Source organism: Pseudonocardia sp. D17, assembly GCF_036984265.1.
Classification (GTDB): Bacteria; Actinomycetota; Actinomycetes; order Mycobacteriales; family Pseudonocardiaceae; genus Pseudonocardia; species Pseudonocardia benzenivorans.
Genome location: NZ_BPRG01000058.1, coordinates 1 through 19,763, shown reverse-complemented (window position 1 = coordinate 19,763; position 19,763 = coordinate 1). Strand labels below are relative to the sequence as shown.

Here is a 19,763-nt window from a genome sequence, read left to right as displayed (position 1 = left end):
CCGTCCGGGCCAGCGGCCACGGCGTCCGTTCGGACTAGAGCCCGATGTCCGCGAGGCTCAGCAACGCCCGGTAGGGCAGCCCCTCGGCCTCGATGGCCTCCTTGGCGCCCGTGTCCCGGTCGACGACGGTCGCCACCCCGACGATCTCGGCGCCCACCTCGCGGACGGACCGCACAGCGGTCAGCACCGAGCCACCCGTGGTCGACGTGTCCTCGACGACGAGCACCCGGCGGCCCGCGATGTCCGGCCCCTCGACGAGGCGCTGCATGCCGTGCTCCTTCGTCGCCTTGCGGACGACGAACGCGTCGAGGGCGACACCGTCGGCCGCCGCGGCGTGCAGCATCGCGTCGGCCACCGGGTCGGCGCCCAACGTCAGCCCACCCACGGCCTGGAAGTCCCAGTCGGCGGTGAGCACCCGCAGCAGCCTGCCGACGAGCGGGGCCGCCTCGTGCTGGAGCGTGACGCGGCGCAGGTCGACGTAGTAGTCGGCCTCGGCACCCGAGGCGAGGGTCACCCGGCCGTGGACGACGCCCAGCTCACGGACGAGCGTCGCGAGCCGCTCGCGGTCGGTGTCGGGGTGGCTCATCGGACCGCCTCGGCGGGGCTCGTGCGCCGCACCGCGCAGGCGCGGTGCCGCCGGTCCGCTCGCCCGCCCGGATGCCGATCTGTGGCGCGGCTGCGCTCGCTCATGGAAGTGCCTTCCTCGGGGACCCTCAACGCCGGCCCATGCGGCCGGCGAGGCGGCGGACCAGCCCGCGCGGCAGCAGATCCACCACGCCGACGATCGTCTTGTACTGCGGGCTGGGCACGGACACGACGCGGCCCTTCGCCAGGTCGGCGAGGCAGTCGTCGACGACGCGGTCGGCGTCGAGCCACAACGGCCCGGTGCGGTCGCCGACGTTCATGCCGGCGCGCTCGTGGAACTCGGTGCGGACGAAGCCGGGGCACAGGACCAGCGCGCGCACGCCCGTGCCCGCCGTCGACGCCGCGACGGCCTCGGTGAACGAGGTGACCCACGCCTTGTCGGCGCTGTAGATCGACCCCTGCCCGGGGACCAGACCCAGCACGCTCGACACGTTGACCACCGCCCCGCGCCCACGGCTCAGCATCCCGGGCAGGGCCGCCCTCGTCAGCTCCATGACCGCGGTGACGTTGACGTCGTGCTGGTGGCGGAGGTCCTCGGCGGAGGTGTCGACGAACCGCGTCCGGTGCGACATGCCCGCGTTGTTGACCAGCAGGTCGACGGGTGCGACGTCGGGGTCGGCGAGCCGGTGCGCCACACGCGCGCGACCGTCGGCGGTGGCGAGGTCGGCGGGGAGGACCTCGACGTCGACACCGACGCCGCCGGCGCCGAGCCGCTGCGCCGCGGCACGGAGCCGCTCGGCGTCGCGGGCGACGAGGACGAGATCGTGCCCGTCCGTCGCGAGCCGCGCGGCGAAGGCCGCGCCGATGCCTGCGGTCGCGCCGGTGATCAGTGCTGTGGGCACGCGATGACCCTAAGGGTGTCTGACGGATCGCCGTCGATGGGCTCGGTGATCCGGGCGGTTCGTGGCAAGACGGAGCCGGGTCGGCATACCGGGCGTATTCGGGCCCGGCGACAACGCAGCCACGGGCCGTCCGGGCGCCGAGACCGCGGCGAGTGATCTGTCGGACGCCCCCTACCCACCGTGCGTCCGGTGGCGCCGCGCCGGTTCGGTTCCTATCGGGGTCAGTTCTTGCTCAGCCGGTGGCGGGCGGCACCCTGGCCCTCTTCGAGCGCGTGCGCGACCTCGGCCATGTCGGCGAGCAGGTCCTGCAGCCGCTCGGTGCTGCTGTCGACGGGCGCCGCCGCGAGCACCCACGCGTCCTCGGCCCAGAGCAGCTCGATGTCGTCGCCGACGGCGTCGCCCGCCGTGGCCAGTTCCGGGGTGAGCAGCGGCTTGACGGCCTCGGCGTCGGAGACGAACGCGTAGCGCTCACCGACGGGCGCGAGCAGGTCGAGCCCGGCGTCGTCGGGCAGCGGCGCCGAGGGCAGCCGCAGCTCGACGGCGGCCGGCAGCTGCGACTGCACCTGCACGGCGGCGAGCACCGAGCTGATCCGGCCGTGCTGCTCGTGGTCGAACACGTAGGCCTGACGCGGGCCCTGGTGGGTCGGGACGGTGCCGCTGACCAGGTTGCGGGCCACGCCGGGCCCACCCTGGTGGATCGTCCCGTAACGCCAGCGGCTGGGCAGCACGGGGTCGCTGTCGGCGTACTCCCACTCCCGCAGGGCGGCCCAGCGCCTGCGGTCGCGGGTGCCCCCGTCGCCGCGGGTGCGGTCGGCGATCAGGAGCCCGATCCCGGCCAGGAGCGCGACCACGGCGATGACGAACCAGACCGACGCGTTGCCCACGGCGCGGAGCCTAGCCGCGCAGCCCCGCCACGTCCGGTAACGCGCCGGTCACTCGCCCGTTCGGCGTCACCCCCGGCCCGCGGCGGCCGCGCCGTGCTGCTCGTCGAGCCATGTGAGCCCGGTGCCGACGACCGTGCCACCGGCGACCTTCTCGACCTTCTCGATCCCGTCGGGAACCCGCAGCGGGTTCTCGCCCACCCAGCGGGCCACACCGGGCGCGCCGTCGAGGATCTCCTCCGCCCTGGCCGCGATCCCGTCGAGCCGGCGCAGGACGCCGGCGAGCCGCTCCGCGGCCGCGCCGAGGCATCCGATCACCTTCTGCACCAACGCCACGCACCGCCGGGCGAGCGCCACCGCGGCGGCGACGACGTCGGCGACCCACACCAGCAACGACGTGCCGGCCGTGAACGCCGCCGCCGCGGCCGCCACCAGTGCAGGGCCGACCAGGCCGCCGACGAAGTCGGCGATCGCGTCGCGGATCGTCGAACGGACCGTCGCGACGTTCGCGGCGGAGTCGAGGAGCTCCCCGCTGACCGTGTGGGCCTCCTCGGCCGCGACCCGCAGCCCGCCGGTCCACTCGTGGGCGGCGGCGCGGTACGCGTCGGCGGCGGCGCCGTCCCAGCCGCGGACCGTCCGCAGGCCCTCGGCGTTGACGGTGGCCGCCGACGAGAGCCGCGTGGCGACGCCCGCCCACGCCGCGGCCTCGGCCGTGATCGCGCGGGGATCGCCGGCGAGGGCGTCGAGCGGTTCGCGCAGGAACGACACGTGCTCGATCAACCAGCCCACCCCGGCCGACGCCAGGCCGCCGAACGGGTCGACGACGACGCCGAGCACGTCGATCCCCGCCGACGCGGCCTTGATCGCGATGGTCGCGGGGTCGCCCTCGCCGATCGCCCCTGCCGCTTCGGCGACGCTCTCGACGACGCCCGCGCCGGCCACCGCGGAGGTCTCCTCCGGACGGACGGCGACGTCGGCGGACAGGCCGGCCCGGGCGCTGTCCGGTGGGGCGACGACGGTCATCGCCCGACCGTCCGCCACAGCCCGGCGGCCCGGCGCTCCGCCTCCGCGTAGGCCGCCGCGGCCTCCCCGAGGTGCTGCGCGGTGCGCGCGCCCGCGTCGGCCAGAGTCGTGACCGCTCGGGCCGCGCCCTGCGCACCCCGGATCGCCGCGCCGCTGAACACCCGACCGACCAGGCCGTACGCGTCGGGTCCGAGCCGGCTCCCGGCGACCGCGGCCTCCCGGATCTTCCCCGCGACGGCACCGACGTCGGCCCCGTGCCGGGCCAGCATCACGACGTCGACGGTGTAGCCGCCGTCGGTCATCGGGGGGCCCCGACGAGCGCCGAGCGCAGCAGGTCGATCGTCGCCCCCGCGCCTCCGACGACGCCCTCCGCGACCTCGACCGCCCGGGCGGCGGCGATCGCGCGGGCGGCCGCCGCCGTCGCGACGATCTCGGCGGCCAGCCCCTCACGGCCCAGGGACTCGGCCTGCGGCCCCAGCGCGAGCCCGACGAGCGCACCGGACGGCGACGTCGTCGCGGTGACGGCGCCGTCGCGGCTGCGGGCCGTCCCCGTGACGGCGGCGAGCTCGCCGCCGAGCCGCTCGGCGCGGGCGGCGGCGTCGTCGAGTCGCAGGCGGTAGCCGTCGAGCCAGGCCTCCGGGCCGCTCTCGTGTGTCGTCATGGCCGCGGACGCTAGAACGCACGACGCGGGTGGCGCGGGCGTTCGCGCCGGATCGGTTCCGGTCGCGAACCCCGCGCCACCCGCGCAGGAGTGTCGTGAGGTCGTGAGTCAGACGGTGACGGGCGAGCTGGCCCGGCCGACGATCAGCCCGCCGGTGCCGCCCGCGGCCGACGGGTCGAGGTCGACCCGGACGGTGTCGCCCTCACGGACGGCCCCCGCGAGCAGCTCCTTGGCCAGCTGGTCGCCGATCGACGACTGGACCAGCCGGCGCAGCGGCCGCGCGCCGTAGACCGGGTCGAACCCGTTCATGGCCAGCCACTCGCGCGCCGCGTCGGACACGTCGAGCGTGAGCCGGCGCCGCGCCAGCCGGTTGCCCAGCACGCCGAGCTGGATGTCGACGATGTGGGTCAGCTCCTCGGTCGACAGCGCGTGGAAGACCACGACGTCGTCGAGCCGGTTGAGGAACTCCGGCTTGAAGTGCCGCTGCACCACCGACATGACCGCGTCCTTGCGGGCCGCGTCGTCGAGTGCCGGGTCGGCGATCGCCTGCGAGCCGAGGTTCGACGTCAGCACCAGGATCGTGTTGCGGAAGTCGACCGTGCGGCCCTGGCCGTCGGTGAGCCGACCGTCGTCGAGCACCTGCAGCAGCGTGTCGAAGACGTCCGGGTGGGCCTTCTCCACCTCGTCGAACAGCACCACCGTGTAGGGGCGGCGCCGCACGGCCTCGGTGAGCTGGCCGCCCTGGTCGTAGCCGACGTAGCCGGGCGGGGCGCCGACGAGGCGGGCCACCGAGTGCTTCTCGGAGTACTCGCTCATGTCGATGCGCACCATGGCGCGCTCGTCGTCGAACAGGAACTCCGCCAGCGCCTTGGCGAGCTCGGTCTTGCCGACGCCGGTCGGGCCGAGGAACAGGAACGACCCGGTCGGGCGGTTCTCGTCGGCGATCCCGGCCCGTGCCCGGCGCACCGCGTCGGACACCGAGCGGACGGCCTCGGCCTGACCGACGACGCGCTTGCCGAGCTCGTCCTCCATGCGCAGCAGCTTGGCCGTCTCGCCCTCGAGCATGCGGCCCGCGGGGATACCGGTCCACGCGCTGACGACGTCGGCGACGTCGTCGGGGCCGACCTCCTCCTTGAGCATGACGTCCTCGGTCCGCTCGACGTCGGCGGTCTTGGCCGCGAGCTCCTTCTCCAGCGCCGGGATCCGGCCGTAGAGCAGCTCGGACGCCCGGCCGAGGTCGCCGTCGCGGTCGGCGCGCTCGTACTCACCACGCAGCTGCTCGAGCTGGGCGGCGAGCTCGCGGGTGGCCTCGATGGCGCCCTTCTCGTTCTGCCAGCGGGCGGTCAGCGCGGACAGCTGCTCGCGCTTCTCGGCCAGCTCGGAACGGAGAGCCGCGAGCCGCTCCTTCGAGGCGGCGTCGGACTCCTTCTCCAGCGCCATCTCCTCGATCTCCAGCCGGCGCACCGCGCGCTCGACGGTGTCGATCTCGACGGGCCGGGAGTCGATCTCCATGCGCAGCCGGGACGCGGCCTCGTCGACGAGGTCGATCGCCTTGTCCGGCAGGAACCGGGCGGTGATGTAGCGGTCGGACAGGGTGGCGGCGGCGACGAGCGCGGCGTCGGTGATCCGGACGCCGTGGTGCACCTCGTAGCGCTCCTTGAGCCCACGCAGGATGCCGACGGTGTCCTCGACGGACGGCTCGCCGACCAGCACCTGCTGGAACCGCCGCTCCAGCGCGGGGTCCTTCTCGATGTGCTGGCGGTACTCGTCGAGCGTGGTGGCGCCGACCATCCGCAGCTCGCCACGGGCGAGCATCGGCTTGATCATGTTGCCCGCGTCCATCGCGCCCTCGCCGGTCGCGCCCGCGCCGACGATCGTGTGCAGCTCGTCGATGAAGGTGATGATCTCACCGGCGGAGTCGGTGATCTCCTTGAGGACGGCCTTGAGCCGCTCCTCGAACTCGCCGCGGTACTTGGCGCCGGCCACCATCGAGCCGAGGTCGAGAGCGACCACGCGCTTGTCGCGCAACGACTCGGGCACGTCGCCCGCCACGATCCGCTGGGCCAGGCCCTCGACGATCGCGGTCTTGCCGACGCCCGGCTCGCCGATCAGCACCGGGTTGTTCTTGGTGCGCCGGGAGAGCACCTGCACGACGCGACGGATCTCGGTGTCACGCCCGATCACGGGGTCGAGCTTGCCCTCGCGGGCCCGGGCCGTGAGATCCTGGCCGTACTTCTCCAGCGCCTGGTAGGTGCCCTCCGGGTCGGGACTCGTGACCCGCGACGAGCCGCGCACCTTGGTGAACGCCTCGCGCAGCGCGTCGGGGGTGGCGCCGTGGCGGCGCAGCAGGTCGGCCACCGGGCCGCCCTTGTCGGCGAGGCCGACGAGCAGGTGCTCGGTGGAGACGTACTCGTCGCCCATCTCGGTGGCGAGCTGCTGGGCGGCGGTGATCGCCGCCAGCGCCTCCCGCGAGAGCTGCGGGGCGCTGACGGTCGAGCCGGCCGCGGCGGGGAGCCGCTGACCGAGCTGGGTGAGCTCGGCGCGCACCGCCGCGGCGTCGGCGCCGACGGCCTCGAGCAGGGGGGCGGCGATGCCGTCACCCTGGGCCAGCAAGGCGCCGAGCAGGTGAGTGGGACCGACATCCGGGTTGCCGGCGAGTGTCGCCGCCTGGGCAGCGGCCGAGATCGCCTGCTGGGTCTTGGTGGTGGGGTTGAAGGCGTCCACCCGTGTCCTCCTGGGTCCTTCCGTGTCGCGTGGACAGCACGGCTGATGCCGAGTGTGCCCTGTCTTCTGAGCCAACGTCAGGAAACTTGAGTCTGTTCCACTCAACCACAGGGATTTTCGACGAGCTCTGCGGGTGCGGGGATACTGAGCATCGATGACCGAGGATCCGCTGCTCACGAGCCTGCTCGCGGCCGTGGCCGCGGCCCCCGACGACGTCCCCCTGCGGCTGCACGTGGCGGAGCTGCTCGCCGCCGCCCGCCGACCCGCCGAGGCGCTGGCCCACTGCAGCCACGTGCTGGCCGTCGAACCGGGGAACGCAGCGGCGCTCGCCCTGCTGCAGCGCCTCACCGCCGCCCTCTCCGCGGCGACGCCGCCCGCCCCCGCACAGCCGAGCACGTTCGACTGGGCCAAGGCCGAGGAGCAGGTCGCCGACATCGCGGCCCCCGCGTTCGCCCAGGACGCGAGCTCCCCACCGGTCGAGGACGTGGAGATCGCGCGGCGCCCGACGGTCCGGCTGGCCGACGTCGGAGGCATGGACGAGGTCAAGCAGCGCCTGGAGCTGGCGTTCCTCGGCCCCGTCCGCAACCCGGAGCTGGCGCGCCGGTTCGGCACGACGGCCCGCGGCGGGCTGCTGCTCTACGGCCCGCCCGGCTGCGGCAAGACGTTCATCGCCCGCGCCGTCGCGGGCGAGCTGGGCGCGAAGTTCGTCGAGATCGGCATCGCCGACGTGCTCGACATGTGGGTGGGGCGCAGCGAGCGCAACCTCGCCGAGCTGTTCCGCACCGCCCGCCGCAACGCCCCCTGCGTGCTGTTCCTCGACGAGGTCGACGCGCTGGGCCAGAAGCGCTCGAACCTCACCCACTCCGGCAGCCTGCGCAACACCGTCAACCAGTTGCTGGCCGAGCTGGACTCGGCCACCGGCGCCAACGACGGCGTGTTCGTCCTGGGCGCCACGAACCACCCCTGGGATCTCGACAGCGCGCTGCGCCGACCCGGCCGCTTCGACCGGATGCTGCTCGTGCTGCCGCCCGACGCGCCGGCCCGCGCCGCGATCCTGCGGCACCATCTGCGGGACCGGCCCGTCGCCGAGCTCGACCTGGCCGCGCTCGTGAAGGCCACCGAGCACTACTCCGGCGCCGATCTCGCGCACGTCTGCGACACCGCCGCGGAACGCGCGCTCGCGCTGTCGATGCGGTCGGGCACCGTCCAGCCGTTGACGACGCGCGACCTGCTCGGCGCGGCGCGGGAGGTCACCCCGAGCACCGGGCCCTGGTTCGCCGCGGCCCGCAACGTCGCGTTGTTCGGCAACACCGACGGCAGCTACGACGAGCTGGCCGCGTACCTCAAGCGCAACCGGTCCCTGTGACGCCGACGTCCGTGACCACCGACCGCCGTGGGAACCCCCCAGCGAGAACCGAGCAGCGAGAACCGAGCAGTGAGAACCGAGCAGTGAGAACCGAGCAGTGAGAACCGCCCCGTGAGAACCGAGCCGTGACCGCCCCCGACGCCCTCGCCCGCCGGGACGCCCTGTCCCGCGCGGCGCACCTGCGTGCCGTCCGGAGGTTCGACGACGCCGAGCGCGTCGTGCGGCAGGCTCTCTCCTCGTTTCCCGACGACCCCGAGCTGCTGTGCGAGCTGGCCGCCGCGCTACTGGCCGCCGAGCGCCACGTGGACGGGCTGCAGGCGGCCGACGCCGCCGTCGCGGCCGCCCCCGATCGCGAACGCGGACACCGGTTGCGCGGCCTGCTGCTGTCGATGCTCGACCGGCATCCCGACGCCGTGCTCGCCGCCTGGACGGCCGTCACCCTCGCACCCGACGAGCCCTACGCGGGCATCGCGTACTCCCGGGTGCTGCAGCGGGCGGGTCGGCCCGCCGACGCCGCGCAGGCGGCCCGGCGCGTCGTGACGCTGGCGCCGTCCTCGCCCGAGGCCCACCTGTTGCTCGCCGACGTCTCCGGTGACCTCGGTGACCTCGCGACGGCCCGGCGCGCCTACGAGGAGACGCTGCGCCTCGATCCCGAGCACGCCGCCGCCCGCCACGACCTCGCCGTGCTCGACGCCCGCACCCACCACCCCGGCCGGGCGCTGCGCGGGCTGATCGACGCCGGACGGCTCGCCCCGGCGATGGCCCACGTCCGCACGACGGCCGTGGCGGTGCTCTGGCAGCTCGCCGGCCGCACCCGGTTGTGGCTCGTCGTCGCGACGATCGCGGTGCTGGCGTCGTCGGTCGACCCGCTCGCCACCCGCGTCGTCACCGGCGCCGTGCTGGCACTGACCGTGTTCCTCGGCTGGTGGACGCTGCGCGAGCTGCCGCGCGGGTCGTGGCCGGTCGTCGTCGGCACGGTCCGGACCGACCGCCCGTTGACGCTCGTCTACGCGGTGCTCGCGCTGTGCCTGGCCGACCTCGTCGTCGTACTGGTCACGGGCCTGGGCGGGCTGGCCGTCCTGGTGTGGCTCGCGCTCATCCTGCTCGGGTTGCTGACGATCGCCGTCGGACTGGCCCGGCGCCGGCGACGTGGGACCCCCTGAGCAGGGGTCAGCGTCGGCGCAGGGTCCGGGACGCGCCGCCGGTCAGGTGCGTCGTGCTCGGGAAGCGGCGCCTCCCCGCGGCCGTGGCGGCCGGGTGCGCCTCCCGCGGCACCCGCTGCGCGCTGCCCTTGACCCGGAAGTAGTCCCCGCCCTTGCGGGCCGGGTCGTCGGTGCCCCACGCGCGGCGCTGCGACACCCGTTCCATCCGGGGGATGTGCTTGCGGCAGTGGATGTAGGCCTCCTCCACACCGACGACGACCCAGCGCTCCGCCTTGCGCCCGGGGCCGTGGTCGACCCGGGCGCGGGCGAACTCGCGGTGGAACTCGTCGTCGTCGAGGATCCGGGCGGTCCCGTTGACGTGCAGCCCGATCATGTCCTCGACGAAGTCGACCATCAGCATGCCGACGTGGGCGTTCTCGCTGATGTTGCCGAGGCTCGCGAGGACGCCGTTGCCGCGGTACTCGGGGTAGGCGAGGGTGTACTCGTCGAGCACGAGGATGAACCCGGGCGGCCCCGCGCGCAGCGACGCGTCGCACTCGCCGTGCGCGTCGGCGGTGGACACGAAGACCATCTCCATGCGGCCGATGAACTCGACCATCCGCGGCAGCAGCCGGTCGCGCAGCTGGTCCTCGTAGAACCTGTCGGCCCGGTCGGCGGTGCCGTAGACCTGCTGCAACGTGTGCTCGCCCGCCGACCCCGGACGTGACGCACCGTCGCCGGATGACTCCACAGGGGGGTCAGTCGGAAGAGTGACCGAAAGGCCGGCCGTGCGACGCGGGACGGACCGGCGGAGGCCGGAGACGCGGGGAGCCACACCCCTACGGTGCCATTAAGTACCCGCCCGGTCACGCCTTGCTCGGTGAAGCGCTACGCTGCCTCTCCCGGCGTCACCACGCGCCACCCTGCGTGATCAACGTCCCCGAACGGGTGAACGGAGCCCGCTGATGATCGACGCGCGTCTAGGGTCGGACACCCGCACGCGTCGCGCGGCGGCCACCGGACCCCCGAGCGCCCCCGAGGAGAGTGTCGGCCCCCGATGACAGCCGATCAGCTGCTCAGCACCAAGCTCCCTGCGGCCGACCTCCCCGCGGCTCCCGGGCGCCCCGCCCCGCTCCCCGATGCCTCCGGCATGGTCGAGACCATCCGCCGCAGCTGGGCGGCGATGGAGGACCAGGCCGACGCCCTCGGCCGGCACTTCTACGCGACGCTGTTCCACATCGCGCCGGAGACCCGGGACCTCTTCCCGGTCAACATGGAGGTCCAGCGCAGCCGGCTGCTCCGCGCGCTGGTCCACGTCGTGCAGATGGTCGACCAGCTCGACGACCTCGTGCCGTTCCTGCAGCAGCTCGGGCGTGACCACCGCAAGTTCGGCGTCATCGCCGGGCACTACGACGCCGTCGGCAAGGCGCTGCTGTCGGCCATCGGCACCCACGCGGGCGACGGCTGGACCCCCGAGGTCGAGAAGGCCTGGACCGACGCCTACACGCTCGCGGGGCAGGCGATGAGCCAGGCCGCCGACGCCGAGCGCGGCCGCGCGTCGTGGCTGGGCCGCGTCGTCGAGCACAAGCGCATCGGGTGGGACCTCGCCGTCATCACCGTGCAGACCGACGAACCCGTGCCCTACCAGTCCGGGCAGTACGTCAGCGTCGAGACGCCGCAGCGGCCCCGGCTGTGGCGCTACCTCTCGCCGGCGAACGCGCCCCGGCCCGACGGCTCGATCGAGTTCCACGTCCGCGCCGTCACCAACGGCTGGGTGAGCCGGGCCATGGTCGCGCACTCGCGGATCGGCGACACGTGGCGGATCGGGCCGCCGATGGGCCGCATGGGCCTGCACCGGACCGAGGGCCGCGACCTGCTCATGGTCGCGGGCGGCACGGGCATGGCGCCGATGAAGGCCGTCCTCGACGAGCTGACCCGGCGCTCCGACACGCCGCGCACCCAGGTGTTCGTCGGCGGGCGCACCTGGGACGACCTCTACGACTTCGACGCGCTGCGCCGCATGTCCTACGCCCACCCGTGGCTCGACGTCGTGCCCGTGCTCGAGCGCGACGACGACGCCGTGGGCGCCGAGCGCGGCACGCTGGCCGACGTCGTCACCCGGTACGGCTCCTGGGCCGACCACGAGGTCTTCGTCTGCGGCTCGCCCGCGATGATCCGCGCGACGGTCTCGCGGATGCTGGTGGCGGGCACACCGCTCGACCGCATCCGCTACGACCCGTTCACGATGGACTGACCGTGAGTGGCGAGGTCTGACCTGGGCTGCCACACCGGGGCTGCCGCACCGTCCGGATCTTCCGCGCGCACGAGCACGCCGCGTCCGGGTGAACCGGGCGCGGCGCATGGGGGTCCCGTCGCGGGTGTCTCTTCTCGGAGGTGCCGGTCGGGTGGGTCGGCTCAGTCCGCGTCGCGGCGCGGCTTGGGTCGCCACACCACGAGTGCCTGCCGACGGTCCACCGGCACGAGATCGCGCCGGTAGGACTGGTGCACGACGGCCGCCGCCTGCTCGGCCGCGGCGTGCGCGGCGGCGAGCTCGGCGGTGAGCTCCTCGACCCGGGCCCGCAGCTCGTCGACGAGCTGCTCGAGTTCGATGATCCGCTTGACGCCGGCGAGGTTCACGCCGTCGACCTGGGAGAGCCGCTGCACCTCCCGCAGCAGCGCGATGTCGCGCGCCGAGTAGCGCCGCCCGCCGCCCGCCGACCGGCCGGGGCTCACCAGCCCCAGCCGGTCGTAGCTGCGCAACGTCTGGGCGTGCATGCCCGCGAGCTCGGCGGCGATGGAGATGACGAACACCGGGCTGTCCGGGCTCGCACCCGGCGGCAGCACAGCGTCGACGACCGGCTCGTCGCCGCCCGACCTGGTCATCCCCGTCACCTCCCGTCGAGCAGGCCCGCGCGCGGGTCGAAGTCCTTGGTGGACTCCGCGTAGGCCTGCAGTGCCTCCGTGGCCGCGTCGTCGAGCGAGGACGGCACCGCCACCTCGACGGTGACCAGCAGGTCACCGGTCTTGCCGTTCTTGCGCTGCACGCCGCGCCCGCGGACCCGGAAGGTCCGCCCGCTCGCCGTGCCCGGAGGAATCTTCAGCGACACGGTGCCGTCGAGCGTCGGCACCGTCAACGTCGCGCCGAGAACCAGCTCCGGATAGGTGACAGGCACTTTCAGCGTCAGGTCGTCGGCGTTCTTCGCCGAGCGGCCGAACACCTTGTCCGGTGTGACGTGCACCGTGACGAACAGGTCGCCCGCGGGAGCACCGCCGCGACCGGGCTCGCCCTGGCCCGCGAGCCGCACCTTCTGCCCGTCGTCGACGCCCGCGGGGACGCGGACCGTCAGGGTCCGGGTCCGGTTGCTGACGCCGCTGCCGTTGCACTGCGGGCAGGGGTCGTCGATCAGCCGGCCGGTCCCGCGGCAGTCGGTGCAGGGCTCGGAGAACGCGAACGCCCCCTGGCTCCTGCTGACCAGACCGACGCCGTCGCACGTCGGGCACGTCCGCGGCGCCGTCCCGGGCTTGGCCCCGGTCCCGCCGCAACGGTCGCACCGGCCCGGCGACGTGAGCCGGATCTGCACCTCGGCGCCGCGGACCGCGTCGTCGAACGAGATCCGCAGCTCGCTCTCGACGTCGGCCCCGCGCTGCGCGCTCGGCCGCGCGCGACCGGCGCTGCGGCCACCTCCGCCGAACAGCCCGCCGAAGAGATCGCCCAGGCCGCCGCCTGCCCCGCCGCCGGCTCCGGCGCGCGCGAACAGGTCCTCGAAGGACTGCCCGCCCGCACCGGTGCCGAAGCCGCCGGGAAAGCCGCCCGCGCCCGCCCCGAAGCCGCCACCGCCCGCGAAGAGCGCGCGGGTCTCGTCGTACTCCTTGCGCTTCTTGTCGTCGGACAGGACGCCGTAGGCCTCGGACACCGCCTTGAAACGGGCCTCCGCCTTCGCGTCGCCGGGGTTGGCGTCGGGATGCAACTCGCGCGCGAGCTTGCGGTACGCCTTCTTGATCTCGTCCGCGGACGCGCCGGAGGCGACTCCCAGCTCGCGGTAGAAGTCCTTCTCGATCCAGTCCCGCTGGGTCACTCCGCCTCCTCTCCCCGGGTCAGTGCTGCTCGGGGTGCTGCTTGTCGGTCTGTTGCGGCTCCGCCTCACCCACGGCGGACCCGTCGGTCGTCGGCGCCTCGGTGGCCGAGCGGTCGACGACGGTCACCATCGCCGGCCGCAGGACGCGGTCGCCGAGGCGGTAGCCGCGGCGCAGGACCGCAGCCAGGACCGTCACCGTCGGGCCGGTGGCGTCGGACTCCTCGTGCTGCACGGCCTCGTGCACCGACGGGTCGAACGGCTCGCCGTCGACCCCGAACGGCTCGAGGCCGAGCTTGGTGAGCACGTCGACGACCTTGTCGGCCACCGCCTTGAAGGGGCCGTTGAGGTCGCCGTGCTGCTCGGCGCGCTCGATGTCGTCGACCACCGGGAGCAGGTCGGCTGCGACCTGGGCGCGAGCCGTGGCGAGCACGACCTCGCGGTCGCGGTCGACCCGACGCCGGTAGTTGGCGTACTCGGCGCTCACACGCTGCAGGTCGGCGGTGCGCTCGGCGACCTCGGCCTGCAGCTCCTCGATGCGGGGATCGGTCGTGGACTCGGGGGCCCCCGGGGCCGGGGCCCCGGCGGGCTCGTCGCCCGCCGGGGTCCTGACCTCACCGGTCAGCGGGTCGATGCGACGACGGTCGCGCACCACGACCCGCTCACCCTCGTGCTCGCCGCCCGGGCCCGCCTGTCCGTTGGGTCCGTTCGGGTTGCTCACTTCTTGTCCTTGTCCTCGTCCACGATCTCGGCGTCGACGACGTCGTCGGCCTGCTCACCGGCGGCCGTCGAGTCGGCACCGGGGGCGCCGGCAGCGGCACCGTCGGCACCCTGCTGCTGGTAGAGGGCCGCGCCGAGCTTCTGGGACTCCTGCCCCAGCTTCTCCACCGCGGCCTTGATGGCCTCGGTGTCGGTTCCCTTCAGAGCCTCCTGCGCCTCGCCCAGTGCGGCGTTCACGCCGTCCTTGACCTCCGACGGGAGCTTCTCGTCGTTCTCCTTGACGAACTTCTCCGTCTGGTAGACGAGCGTCTCCGCCTGGTTGCGGACCTCGGCGTCCTCACGACGCTTCTTGTCCTCCTCGGCGTGCTGCTCGGCCTCGCGCATCATCCGGTCGATCTCGTCCTTGGACAGGGCCGACCCGCCGGTGATCGTCATGGCCTGGCTCTTGCCGGTGCCCAGGTCCTTCGCCGAGACGTTCACGATGCCGTTGGCGTCGATGTCGAAGGAGACCTCGATCTGCGGCACCCCACGCGGGGCGGGCGGCAGACCCGTCAGCTCGAACATGCCGAGCTTCTTGTTGTACGACGCGATCTCGCGCTCGCCCTGGAACACCTGGATCTGCACGGACGGCTGGTTGTCGTCGGCCGTCGTGAAGATCTCCGACCGCTTGGTGGGGATCGTGGTGTTGCGCTCGATGAGCTTGGTCATCACGCCGCCCTTGGTCTCGATGCCCAGGGACAGCGGGGTGACGTCGAGCAGCAGGACGTCCTTGACCTCACCGCGCAGCACACCGGCCTGCAGGGCGGCGCCGACGGCGACGACCTCGTCCGGGTTGACGCCCTTGTTGGGCTCCTTGCCGCCGGTCAGCTCCTTGACGAGCTCGGTGACGGCGGGCATCCGGGTGGAGCCACCGACGAGCACGACGTGGTCGATCTGGCCGACGGAGATGCCCGCGTCCTTCACGACCTGGTTGAACGGCGCACGCGTGCGGTCGAGCAGATCGCTCGTGATGCGCTGGAACTCGGCGCGCGACAGCGTCTCGTCGAGGAACAGCGGGTTCTTGTCCGCGTCCACGGTGATGTACGGCAGGTTGATCGTGGCGCTCGACGAGCTGGACAGCTCGATCTTCGCCTTCTCCGCGGCCTCACGCAGCCGCTGCATCGCCATCTTGTCCTTGGTCAGGTCGATGCCCTGCGCGTTCTTGAACTTGTCGACGAGCCAGCTGATGATCCGCTCGTCCCAGTCGTCGCCGCCGAGGTGGTTGTCGCCGTTGGTGGCCTTGACCTCGACGACGCCCTCACCGATCTCCAGCAGCGAGACGTCGAACGTGCCACCACCGAGGTCGAAGACCAGGATGGTCTGCTCCTTGTCGCCCTTGTCCAGCCCGTAGGCGAGAGCGGCGGCGGTGGGCTCGTTGACGATGCGGAGCACGTTCAGGCCCGCGATCTGGCCGGCCTCCTTGGTGGCCTGGCGCTGCGCGTCCTCGAAGTACGCGGGGACGGTGATCACCGCGTCGGTGATCTCCTCGCCGAGGTAGGCCTCCGCGTCCCTCTTGAGCTTCTGCAGGACGCGGGCGCTGATCTCCTGGGCGGAGTACTTCTTGCCGTCGATGTCGTCGGTGGACCAGTTGGTGCCGATGTGGCGCTTGACCGAGCGGATCGTCCGGTCGACGTTCGTGACCGCCTGGTTCTTCGCCGACTGCCCGACGAGCACCTCACCGTTGCGCGCGAACGCCACGACGGAGGGGGTGGTACGCGACCCTTCCGAGTTCGCGATGACCGTCGGCTCGCCACCCTCGAGGACGGCGACGACGGAGTTGGTGGTTCCGAGGTCGATACCGACCGCACGAGCCATGGTTGTTGCCTCCGTGGAATGCCTGTGTATGTGCTTGAGCTTGCCTGACTCAAGTCTTCACGCGACCCGATGGAGCCGTCAAGTTCGGCTTGAGTCGGACACGCTCAACTTGCTTCATACGGCCCAACGGAGAGACGGTCCCCGTTGTTCCCGGTGCGCCGCGACGATCCGGGCCGAGGCTGGCAGCATCCGGTTGACCAGGAGATACGGTCGGTTGCCGGCGACAGCCGACACGGCCGGGGCGGTTCGCCCTCGCTGATCCCAGGTGCCGACGTGACGCGCTTCGCATGTGTTGACGCGCTTCGCCGGGGATGCGCCGTTCGGCCTCGACGCTGGTCCGTTCGCCGTATCCTCCCGAGGTGCGCGCGACCCGCCTGCTTCCCGGCATCGTCCTGCTGGTCGGCGCCCTGCTGGCGGGGTGCAGTTCCCCGACACCCGGGGCCCCCGCTCCCGCCGCGCCGGTCGCGTCGACGCCCGCCGGCCCCCCGGAACTCGCCCTCGACGGTGTCAACCCCTGCTCGCTGATCTCTGCAACCCAGCTGCAGACATTCGGACTCAGTGCTCCATCGGCTGGCTCCAGCCCTGCTGGCTTCTCGCTCTGCCAGTGGCAACGCGGACGGATCCTCTTCCAGATTACCGCCGTGATCGGCCCCAATCCGGAGGACTACCGCCTTTCTGGTGAAAATCCGCTGGCCGTGCAAGTCGGCGGGTATCCAGCCCTCCAGACGCGGCAGGCAGGAGCCGGTCCCGGCGAGTCCTGCATTTTGTCCATCGGCGTCAAGCGCCAGCAGGTTATGCAGGTGTTGATCGATGATCTCTTCGCAACTGTCTACGAAGACAACGATGCGATCTGCAGCGAAGCTGCACGTTTTGCCATGAGCGCACTCGAAAGCCTACAACCCTGAGGGCTCGATTTGCACTCGCGACGAACCTTCCGAACTTTCGGCCGCGACAGACCAAGACTGTCATTATCGCGACATGCAGCCAGACCTCGGACTCACGACTACAGCAGGGATGACACTCTGGGCTCAAACTGCTGCAGTCTTCAAGGCCAGCGCGCTCCTGCGCGACGAATCGGAGCGACTCCGCAGCGTGGTGGCGAGAGTGCAGGGCGAAGGATTTAGGCGATGCGCCGAAGATCCGATCTCCGTCGCCGTCGCCGACGCCTACAACGCCAAGTCCAGAGAGCTTATCCGCACCTATACGAACCACGTTCAGGAACTCGATCAGCAAGCCAATGAACTCGAATCAAGCGCGCACGCATACGACACATCCGACCGTGCGGCAAGTGAGGCCTTCTAAGTTGCTCGGAATTTCACCACAAATGAACTCCGCACAGTCCTAACGAGGTCTTCAATGACTCAAGTCCCATATTTGCGCTACGAAGGAATCCCTCTCCAGCAGATGTTTGACTGGGTCCACCATGGCCCAGGCGCAGCGGCACTACGTCCCATGCAGGATGGCCTCAACTCAGTCGGGAGAGCGTTCGCAGACTCCAGCATCAATATTCGGTCCACTCTGCAATCCCTCGGAATCGAGTGGCACGGCACGGCGGCCTCGGCGGCGGGGGCGGCGCTCGCCGCGGTCGGGCAGAGCGGGGCGGCGAAGGGTGAGAGCGCCGAGAAGGCCGGCAACAACGCCGAGGCCCACGGCGTCGACTTCGAGCAGCTGCGGTCGAAGGTCGCCTACCAAGATCCTGGGCCGTACAGCTTCTGGCAGCAGTTCTGGGACAGCGCGTGGGGTCCGGCAGGGAGCTGGCTCGGCACGCAGTCCGACTACCGCGATGCCCTCGAGCAGAACGAGGCCGCCCGCGGCGAGGCGGTCCGGGCGATGTACGACTACGAGCAGCAGGCCCGCGACCGGGTCGCGACGTTCCCGGCCGCGGTCGACGACCCGAGGCTCGGCGGCACAGGCGGGGGCGGCAGCCCAGGCGGCGTCGGCGGGATCCCGCACGTGCCGCCCGGCGGGCTCGGCGCCGGAGTTCCGGGCGTGGTGCCACCCCCGGGCGGCGGCACCGGGCTCGGCGGGGTAGGCGGCCTCGGTATGGGCGGCGGGGCGGGCAGCGGCGGCCGGGCGGACGGCGGGCTCGGAACCTCAGCAATCGGACCACCCGGACCCGGCGCCGCGGGCAGCCCAGGAGGTCCGGGCGCCGGCGCCTTTTCCACACCACAGGGGATCACTCCCGCCCCGCACCCGAGCGTCCCCGCACCAGGCGGAAACCTGCCCCCACCCGGTTCGGCGGTCCCGGCGGCCCCACCCCCGCTCGTACCCGGGATCCCGATCGGCGCTCCGGTGCCGCCCGGCTCGTCGGCCCCGCGATCGTCCTCGGCGGGGCCCCCGTCGACGGGCCGGGCGTTCCGCGCCGACCTCCTCCGGTCCGCCGAACCGAACCCGGCGGGCCCTCGCGGCCCGGGCGGCCGGGCCACCGAACCCGGCACGCCGGCCCGCGGGAACAGCGGCGCCACGAGCTCGAGCGTGTATCCACCCATGGGCGGGGCGACCGGCCGGAACGGCACCCAGTCGCACCGAACGCGGTACAGCATCCCCAGCTCCGACCCGTTCGAGGTCGAGGTCCCGCACGTCGCACCGGTCATCGGCGGTGAGGAGCCGTGAGCACGGTCGACTGGGATGCCGCGGCGGTCCTGACCCTCACCGAGCTCGACGTTGCGTGGGAGCTCGCGGGCCTGGGCGAGCCGCCGTTGGAGCTGGAGCTGCCGTCGCCGGGCACGACCGTCGCCGAACGGGCACACATCGTCGCGGATGCGACGAACAGCCTCGCCCGGCGCGGTCTCGCCGAGGACCGACGGCCGAGCCCGTGGCTCACCGCCCTGCTGACGACCCTCGCGCGCCCCGACGTCTCCGTCGACGTCCGGGTGCGTGGGCGAACCCTCGTCGGCGGCGTCGCGGCGCGCCGGGCGGGCGCCGCGGTGCTCGCGGTCCGACATCGCGACGAGGTCGCCGTCGTCCCGATCCCCCCGACCCGAATGCCCGCGGCGGTGGTCGAGGTCGTCGGTGACGTCCGCCCCGGGGCCGGCAAGCCGGTCTCCGTCGCGCGCGTGGACCTGGAGGCCGCTCTGGATGCCGGCGATCCCGTCACCGCCGAAGGCGGGCATCCCCTCAGCACGGACGACGAGCTCGTCCGCGGCCTGTCCCTCTCGGCGATCTCCGCGATCATGCGGATGTACGGGGACGTCGACCGGCACGGTCAGATCGGGGTGCGTGTCGGCGGCCGTCGCTCGGCACACGTCGTCGCGGTGCACCGCGGCTCGACGGGCTGGTTCGCCCGGGTCGACCACCGCGACCACGTCACGGTCGCGCCCGTCGACGGGCCAGACCTCGTCCGTCGCATCGAGGACCTGATCGCCGAGGCCACCTGAGGCGAGGGCGAACGAGCCGACACCGACCCCGGGGCGGGGCGGCCGAGCCGCGGCAGCCAAGCCGAGACCGAACGGGGCCCCAACCCGCAGCGCGCAACCTCATCGTCGAGCACCGGCCTCGGGTTCAGGGGGTGGTCGCAACACCGGTGGTTACTGGCCGCGACAGTAGTCGGGTCAGTCTTTCCCCGGGGGTGTCCCAGTCCAGGGTTTTGCGGGGGCGGGAGTTGAGCTTGTCCGCGACCCGGTCCAGATCGGCGTGGGTGTGCACGGACAGATCGGTGCTTTTCGGTGCCTCTGTGTTTGTCAAGGCCTCGGCTCTAGGGTGGTCGTAGACTTCGGAGCCGCGGACCCGGGTTGTGACTGATCCGAAGAGCTGGCCATCGGGGTCGGGCTAGCCGCGCTGGATGCGAGAGTCGCCCCCGAGTGTCCTCCCGGGTCCGTCCTTGATGACGATC

19 protein-coding genes and 1 pseudogene are annotated in these 19,763 nt (G+C 72.8%); 7 read left to right on the top strand and 13 right to left on the bottom strand.

Going from position 1 to position 19,763, the window contains the following annotated elements; genetic code table 11:
* Positions 1 to 34: 34 nt before the first annotated feature.
* The 7 genes from pyrE to clpB all read right to left on the bottom strand — a co-directional run bounded on the left by pyrE (position 35) and on the right by clpB (position 6,776).
* Positions 35 to 586, bottom strand: coding sequence for an orotate phosphoribosyltransferase (pyrE, locus tag PSD17_RS12525; RefSeq protein ID WP_013678511.1), 552 nt, complete (start codon positions 584 to 586; stop codon positions 35 to 37).
* A gap of 127 nt (positions 587 to 713) precedes the next feature.
* Entirely contained in the window at positions 714 to 1,487 is a 774-nt protein-coding gene (locus PSD17_RS12520; protein WP_013678512.1) for an SDR family NAD(P)-dependent oxidoreductase, read from the bottom strand.
* Positions 1,488 to 1,708: 221 nt separating this feature from the next.
* Complete coding sequence (locus tag PSD17_RS12515) at positions 1,709 to 2,371, bottom strand: hypothetical protein (RefSeq protein ID WP_013678513.1); 663 nt, start codon at positions 2,369 to 2,371, stop codon at positions 1,709 to 1,711.
* Positions 2,372 to 2,437: 66 nt separating this feature from the next.
* On the bottom strand, positions 2,438 to 3,391 hold the full coding sequence (locus PSD17_RS12510; RefSeq protein WP_339122731.1) for a hypothetical protein: 954 nt from the start codon (positions 3,389 to 3,391) through the stop codon (positions 2,438 to 2,440).
* A complete protein-coding gene (locus PSD17_RS12505; protein WP_013678515.1) occupies positions 3,388 to 3,693 on the bottom strand; it encodes a hypothetical protein in 306 nt (101 codons plus the stop codon). The genes PSD17_RS12510 and PSD17_RS12505 overlap by 4 nt, the downstream gene beginning before the upstream one ends.
* Positions 3,690 to 4,052: a YbaB/EbfC family nucleoid-associated protein gene (locus PSD17_RS12500; protein WP_013678516.1), complete on the bottom strand. Its 363-nt coding sequence runs from the start codon at positions 4,050 to 4,052 to the stop codon at positions 3,690 to 3,692. The genes PSD17_RS12505 and PSD17_RS12500 overlap by 4 nt, the downstream gene beginning before the upstream one ends.
* Positions 4,053 to 4,160: 108 nt before the next feature.
* Positions 4,161 to 6,776: an ATP-dependent chaperone ClpB gene (gene clpB / locus PSD17_RS12495; RefSeq protein WP_013678517.1), complete on the bottom strand. Its 2,616-nt coding sequence runs from the start codon at positions 6,774 to 6,776 to the stop codon at positions 4,161 to 4,163.
* A 154-nt stretch (positions 6,777 to 6,930) separates the two neighbouring features.
* Here clpB and PSD17_RS12490 point away from each other — a divergent pair, with 154 nt between their 5' ends.
* Positions 6,931 to 8,142 (top strand): ATP-binding protein, encoded by a 1,212-nt coding sequence (locus PSD17_RS12490; RefSeq protein ID WP_013678518.1) that lies wholly within the window; start codon positions 6,931 to 6,933, stop codon positions 8,140 to 8,142.
* A 125-nt stretch (positions 8,143 to 8,267) separates the two neighbouring features.
* Positions 8,268 to 9,305: a tetratricopeptide repeat protein gene (locus PSD17_RS12485; RefSeq protein ID WP_013678519.1), complete on the top strand. Its 1,038-nt coding sequence runs from the start codon at positions 8,268 to 8,270 to the stop codon at positions 9,303 to 9,305.
* Between the two features lie 7 nt (positions 9,306 to 9,312).
* Here PSD17_RS12485 and PSD17_RS12480 read toward each other — a convergent pair whose 3' ends face one another.
* On the bottom strand, positions 9,313 to 10,035 hold the full coding sequence (locus PSD17_RS12480) for a pyridoxamine 5'-phosphate oxidase family protein (RefSeq protein WP_103381891.1): 723 nt from the start codon (positions 10,033 to 10,035) through the stop codon (positions 9,313 to 9,315).
* 306 nt (positions 10,036 to 10,341) lie between these two features.
* On the opposite strand from PSD17_RS12480, the gene PSD17_RS12475 reads away from it, so the two are divergent.
* Positions 10,342 to 11,538 (top strand): globin domain-containing protein, encoded by a 1,197-nt coding sequence (locus PSD17_RS12475; protein WP_013678521.1) that lies wholly within the window; start codon positions 10,342 to 10,344, stop codon positions 11,536 to 11,538.
* A gap of 161 nt (positions 11,539 to 11,699) precedes the next feature.
* Here the strand turns inward: PSD17_RS12475 and PSD17_RS12470 are convergent, their stop codons facing one another.
* Genes PSD17_RS12470 through dnaK form a run of 4 tightly spaced genes read right to left on the bottom strand, consistent with a single transcriptional unit; the run spans position 11,700 to position 15,931 of the window.
* On the bottom strand, positions 11,700 to 12,167 hold the full coding sequence (locus tag PSD17_RS12470) for a heat shock protein transcriptional repressor HspR (RefSeq protein WP_013678522.1): 468 nt from the start codon (positions 12,165 to 12,167) through the stop codon (positions 11,700 to 11,702).
* A 5-nt stretch (positions 12,168 to 12,172) separates the two neighbouring features.
* Positions 12,173 to 13,360, bottom strand: a complete 1,188-nt coding sequence (dnaJ, locus tag PSD17_RS12465; RefSeq protein WP_013678523.1) for a molecular chaperone DnaJ — start codon at positions 13,358 to 13,360, stop codon at positions 12,173 to 12,175.
* A 19-nt stretch (positions 13,361 to 13,379) separates the two neighbouring features.
* Positions 13,380 to 14,078: a nucleotide exchange factor GrpE gene (gene grpE / locus PSD17_RS12460; protein WP_013678524.1), complete on the bottom strand. Its 699-nt coding sequence runs from the start codon at positions 14,076 to 14,078 to the stop codon at positions 13,380 to 13,382.
* On the bottom strand, positions 14,075 to 15,931 hold the full coding sequence (gene dnaK / locus PSD17_RS12455) for a molecular chaperone DnaK (RefSeq protein WP_013678525.1): 1,857 nt from the start codon (positions 15,929 to 15,931) through the stop codon (positions 14,075 to 14,077). The genes grpE and dnaK overlap by 4 nt, the downstream gene beginning before the upstream one ends.
* A 359-nt stretch (positions 15,932 to 16,290) precedes the next feature.
* Here dnaK and PSD17_RS12450 point away from each other — a divergent pair, with 359 nt between their 5' ends.
* The 4 genes from PSD17_RS12450 to PSD17_RS12435 all read left to right on the top strand — a co-directional run bounded on the left by PSD17_RS12450 (position 16,291) and on the right by PSD17_RS12435 (position 19,308).
* On the top strand, positions 16,291 to 16,836 hold the full coding sequence (locus PSD17_RS12450) for a DUF3558 family protein (RefSeq protein WP_041760195.1): 546 nt from the start codon (positions 16,291 to 16,293) through the stop codon (positions 16,834 to 16,836).
* Positions 16,837 to 16,909: 73 nt separating this feature from the next.
* On the top strand, positions 16,910 to 17,233 hold the full coding sequence (locus PSD17_RS12445) for a PE domain-containing protein (RefSeq protein ID WP_143770709.1): 324 nt from the start codon (positions 16,910 to 16,912) through the stop codon (positions 17,231 to 17,233).
* 150 nt (positions 17,234 to 17,383) lie between these two features.
* Positions 17,384 to 18,544: a hypothetical protein gene (locus tag PSD17_RS12440; RefSeq protein WP_339122730.1), complete on the top strand. Its 1,161-nt coding sequence runs from the start codon at positions 17,384 to 17,386 to the stop codon at positions 18,542 to 18,544.
* Entirely contained in the window at positions 18,541 to 19,308 is a 768-nt protein-coding gene (locus PSD17_RS12435) for an ESX secretion-associated protein EspG (protein ID WP_339122729.1), read from the top strand. The genes PSD17_RS12440 and PSD17_RS12435 overlap by 4 nt, the downstream gene beginning before the upstream one ends.
* 124 nt (positions 19,309 to 19,432) lie before the next feature.
* On the opposite strand, the pseudogene PSD17_RS12430 reads toward PSD17_RS12435, so the two are convergent.
* A pseudogene (locus PSD17_RS12430) lies at positions 19,433 to 19,597 on the bottom strand (IS30 family transposase); the annotation flags it as partial.
* Positions 19,598 to 19,763 lie beyond the last annotated feature (166 nt).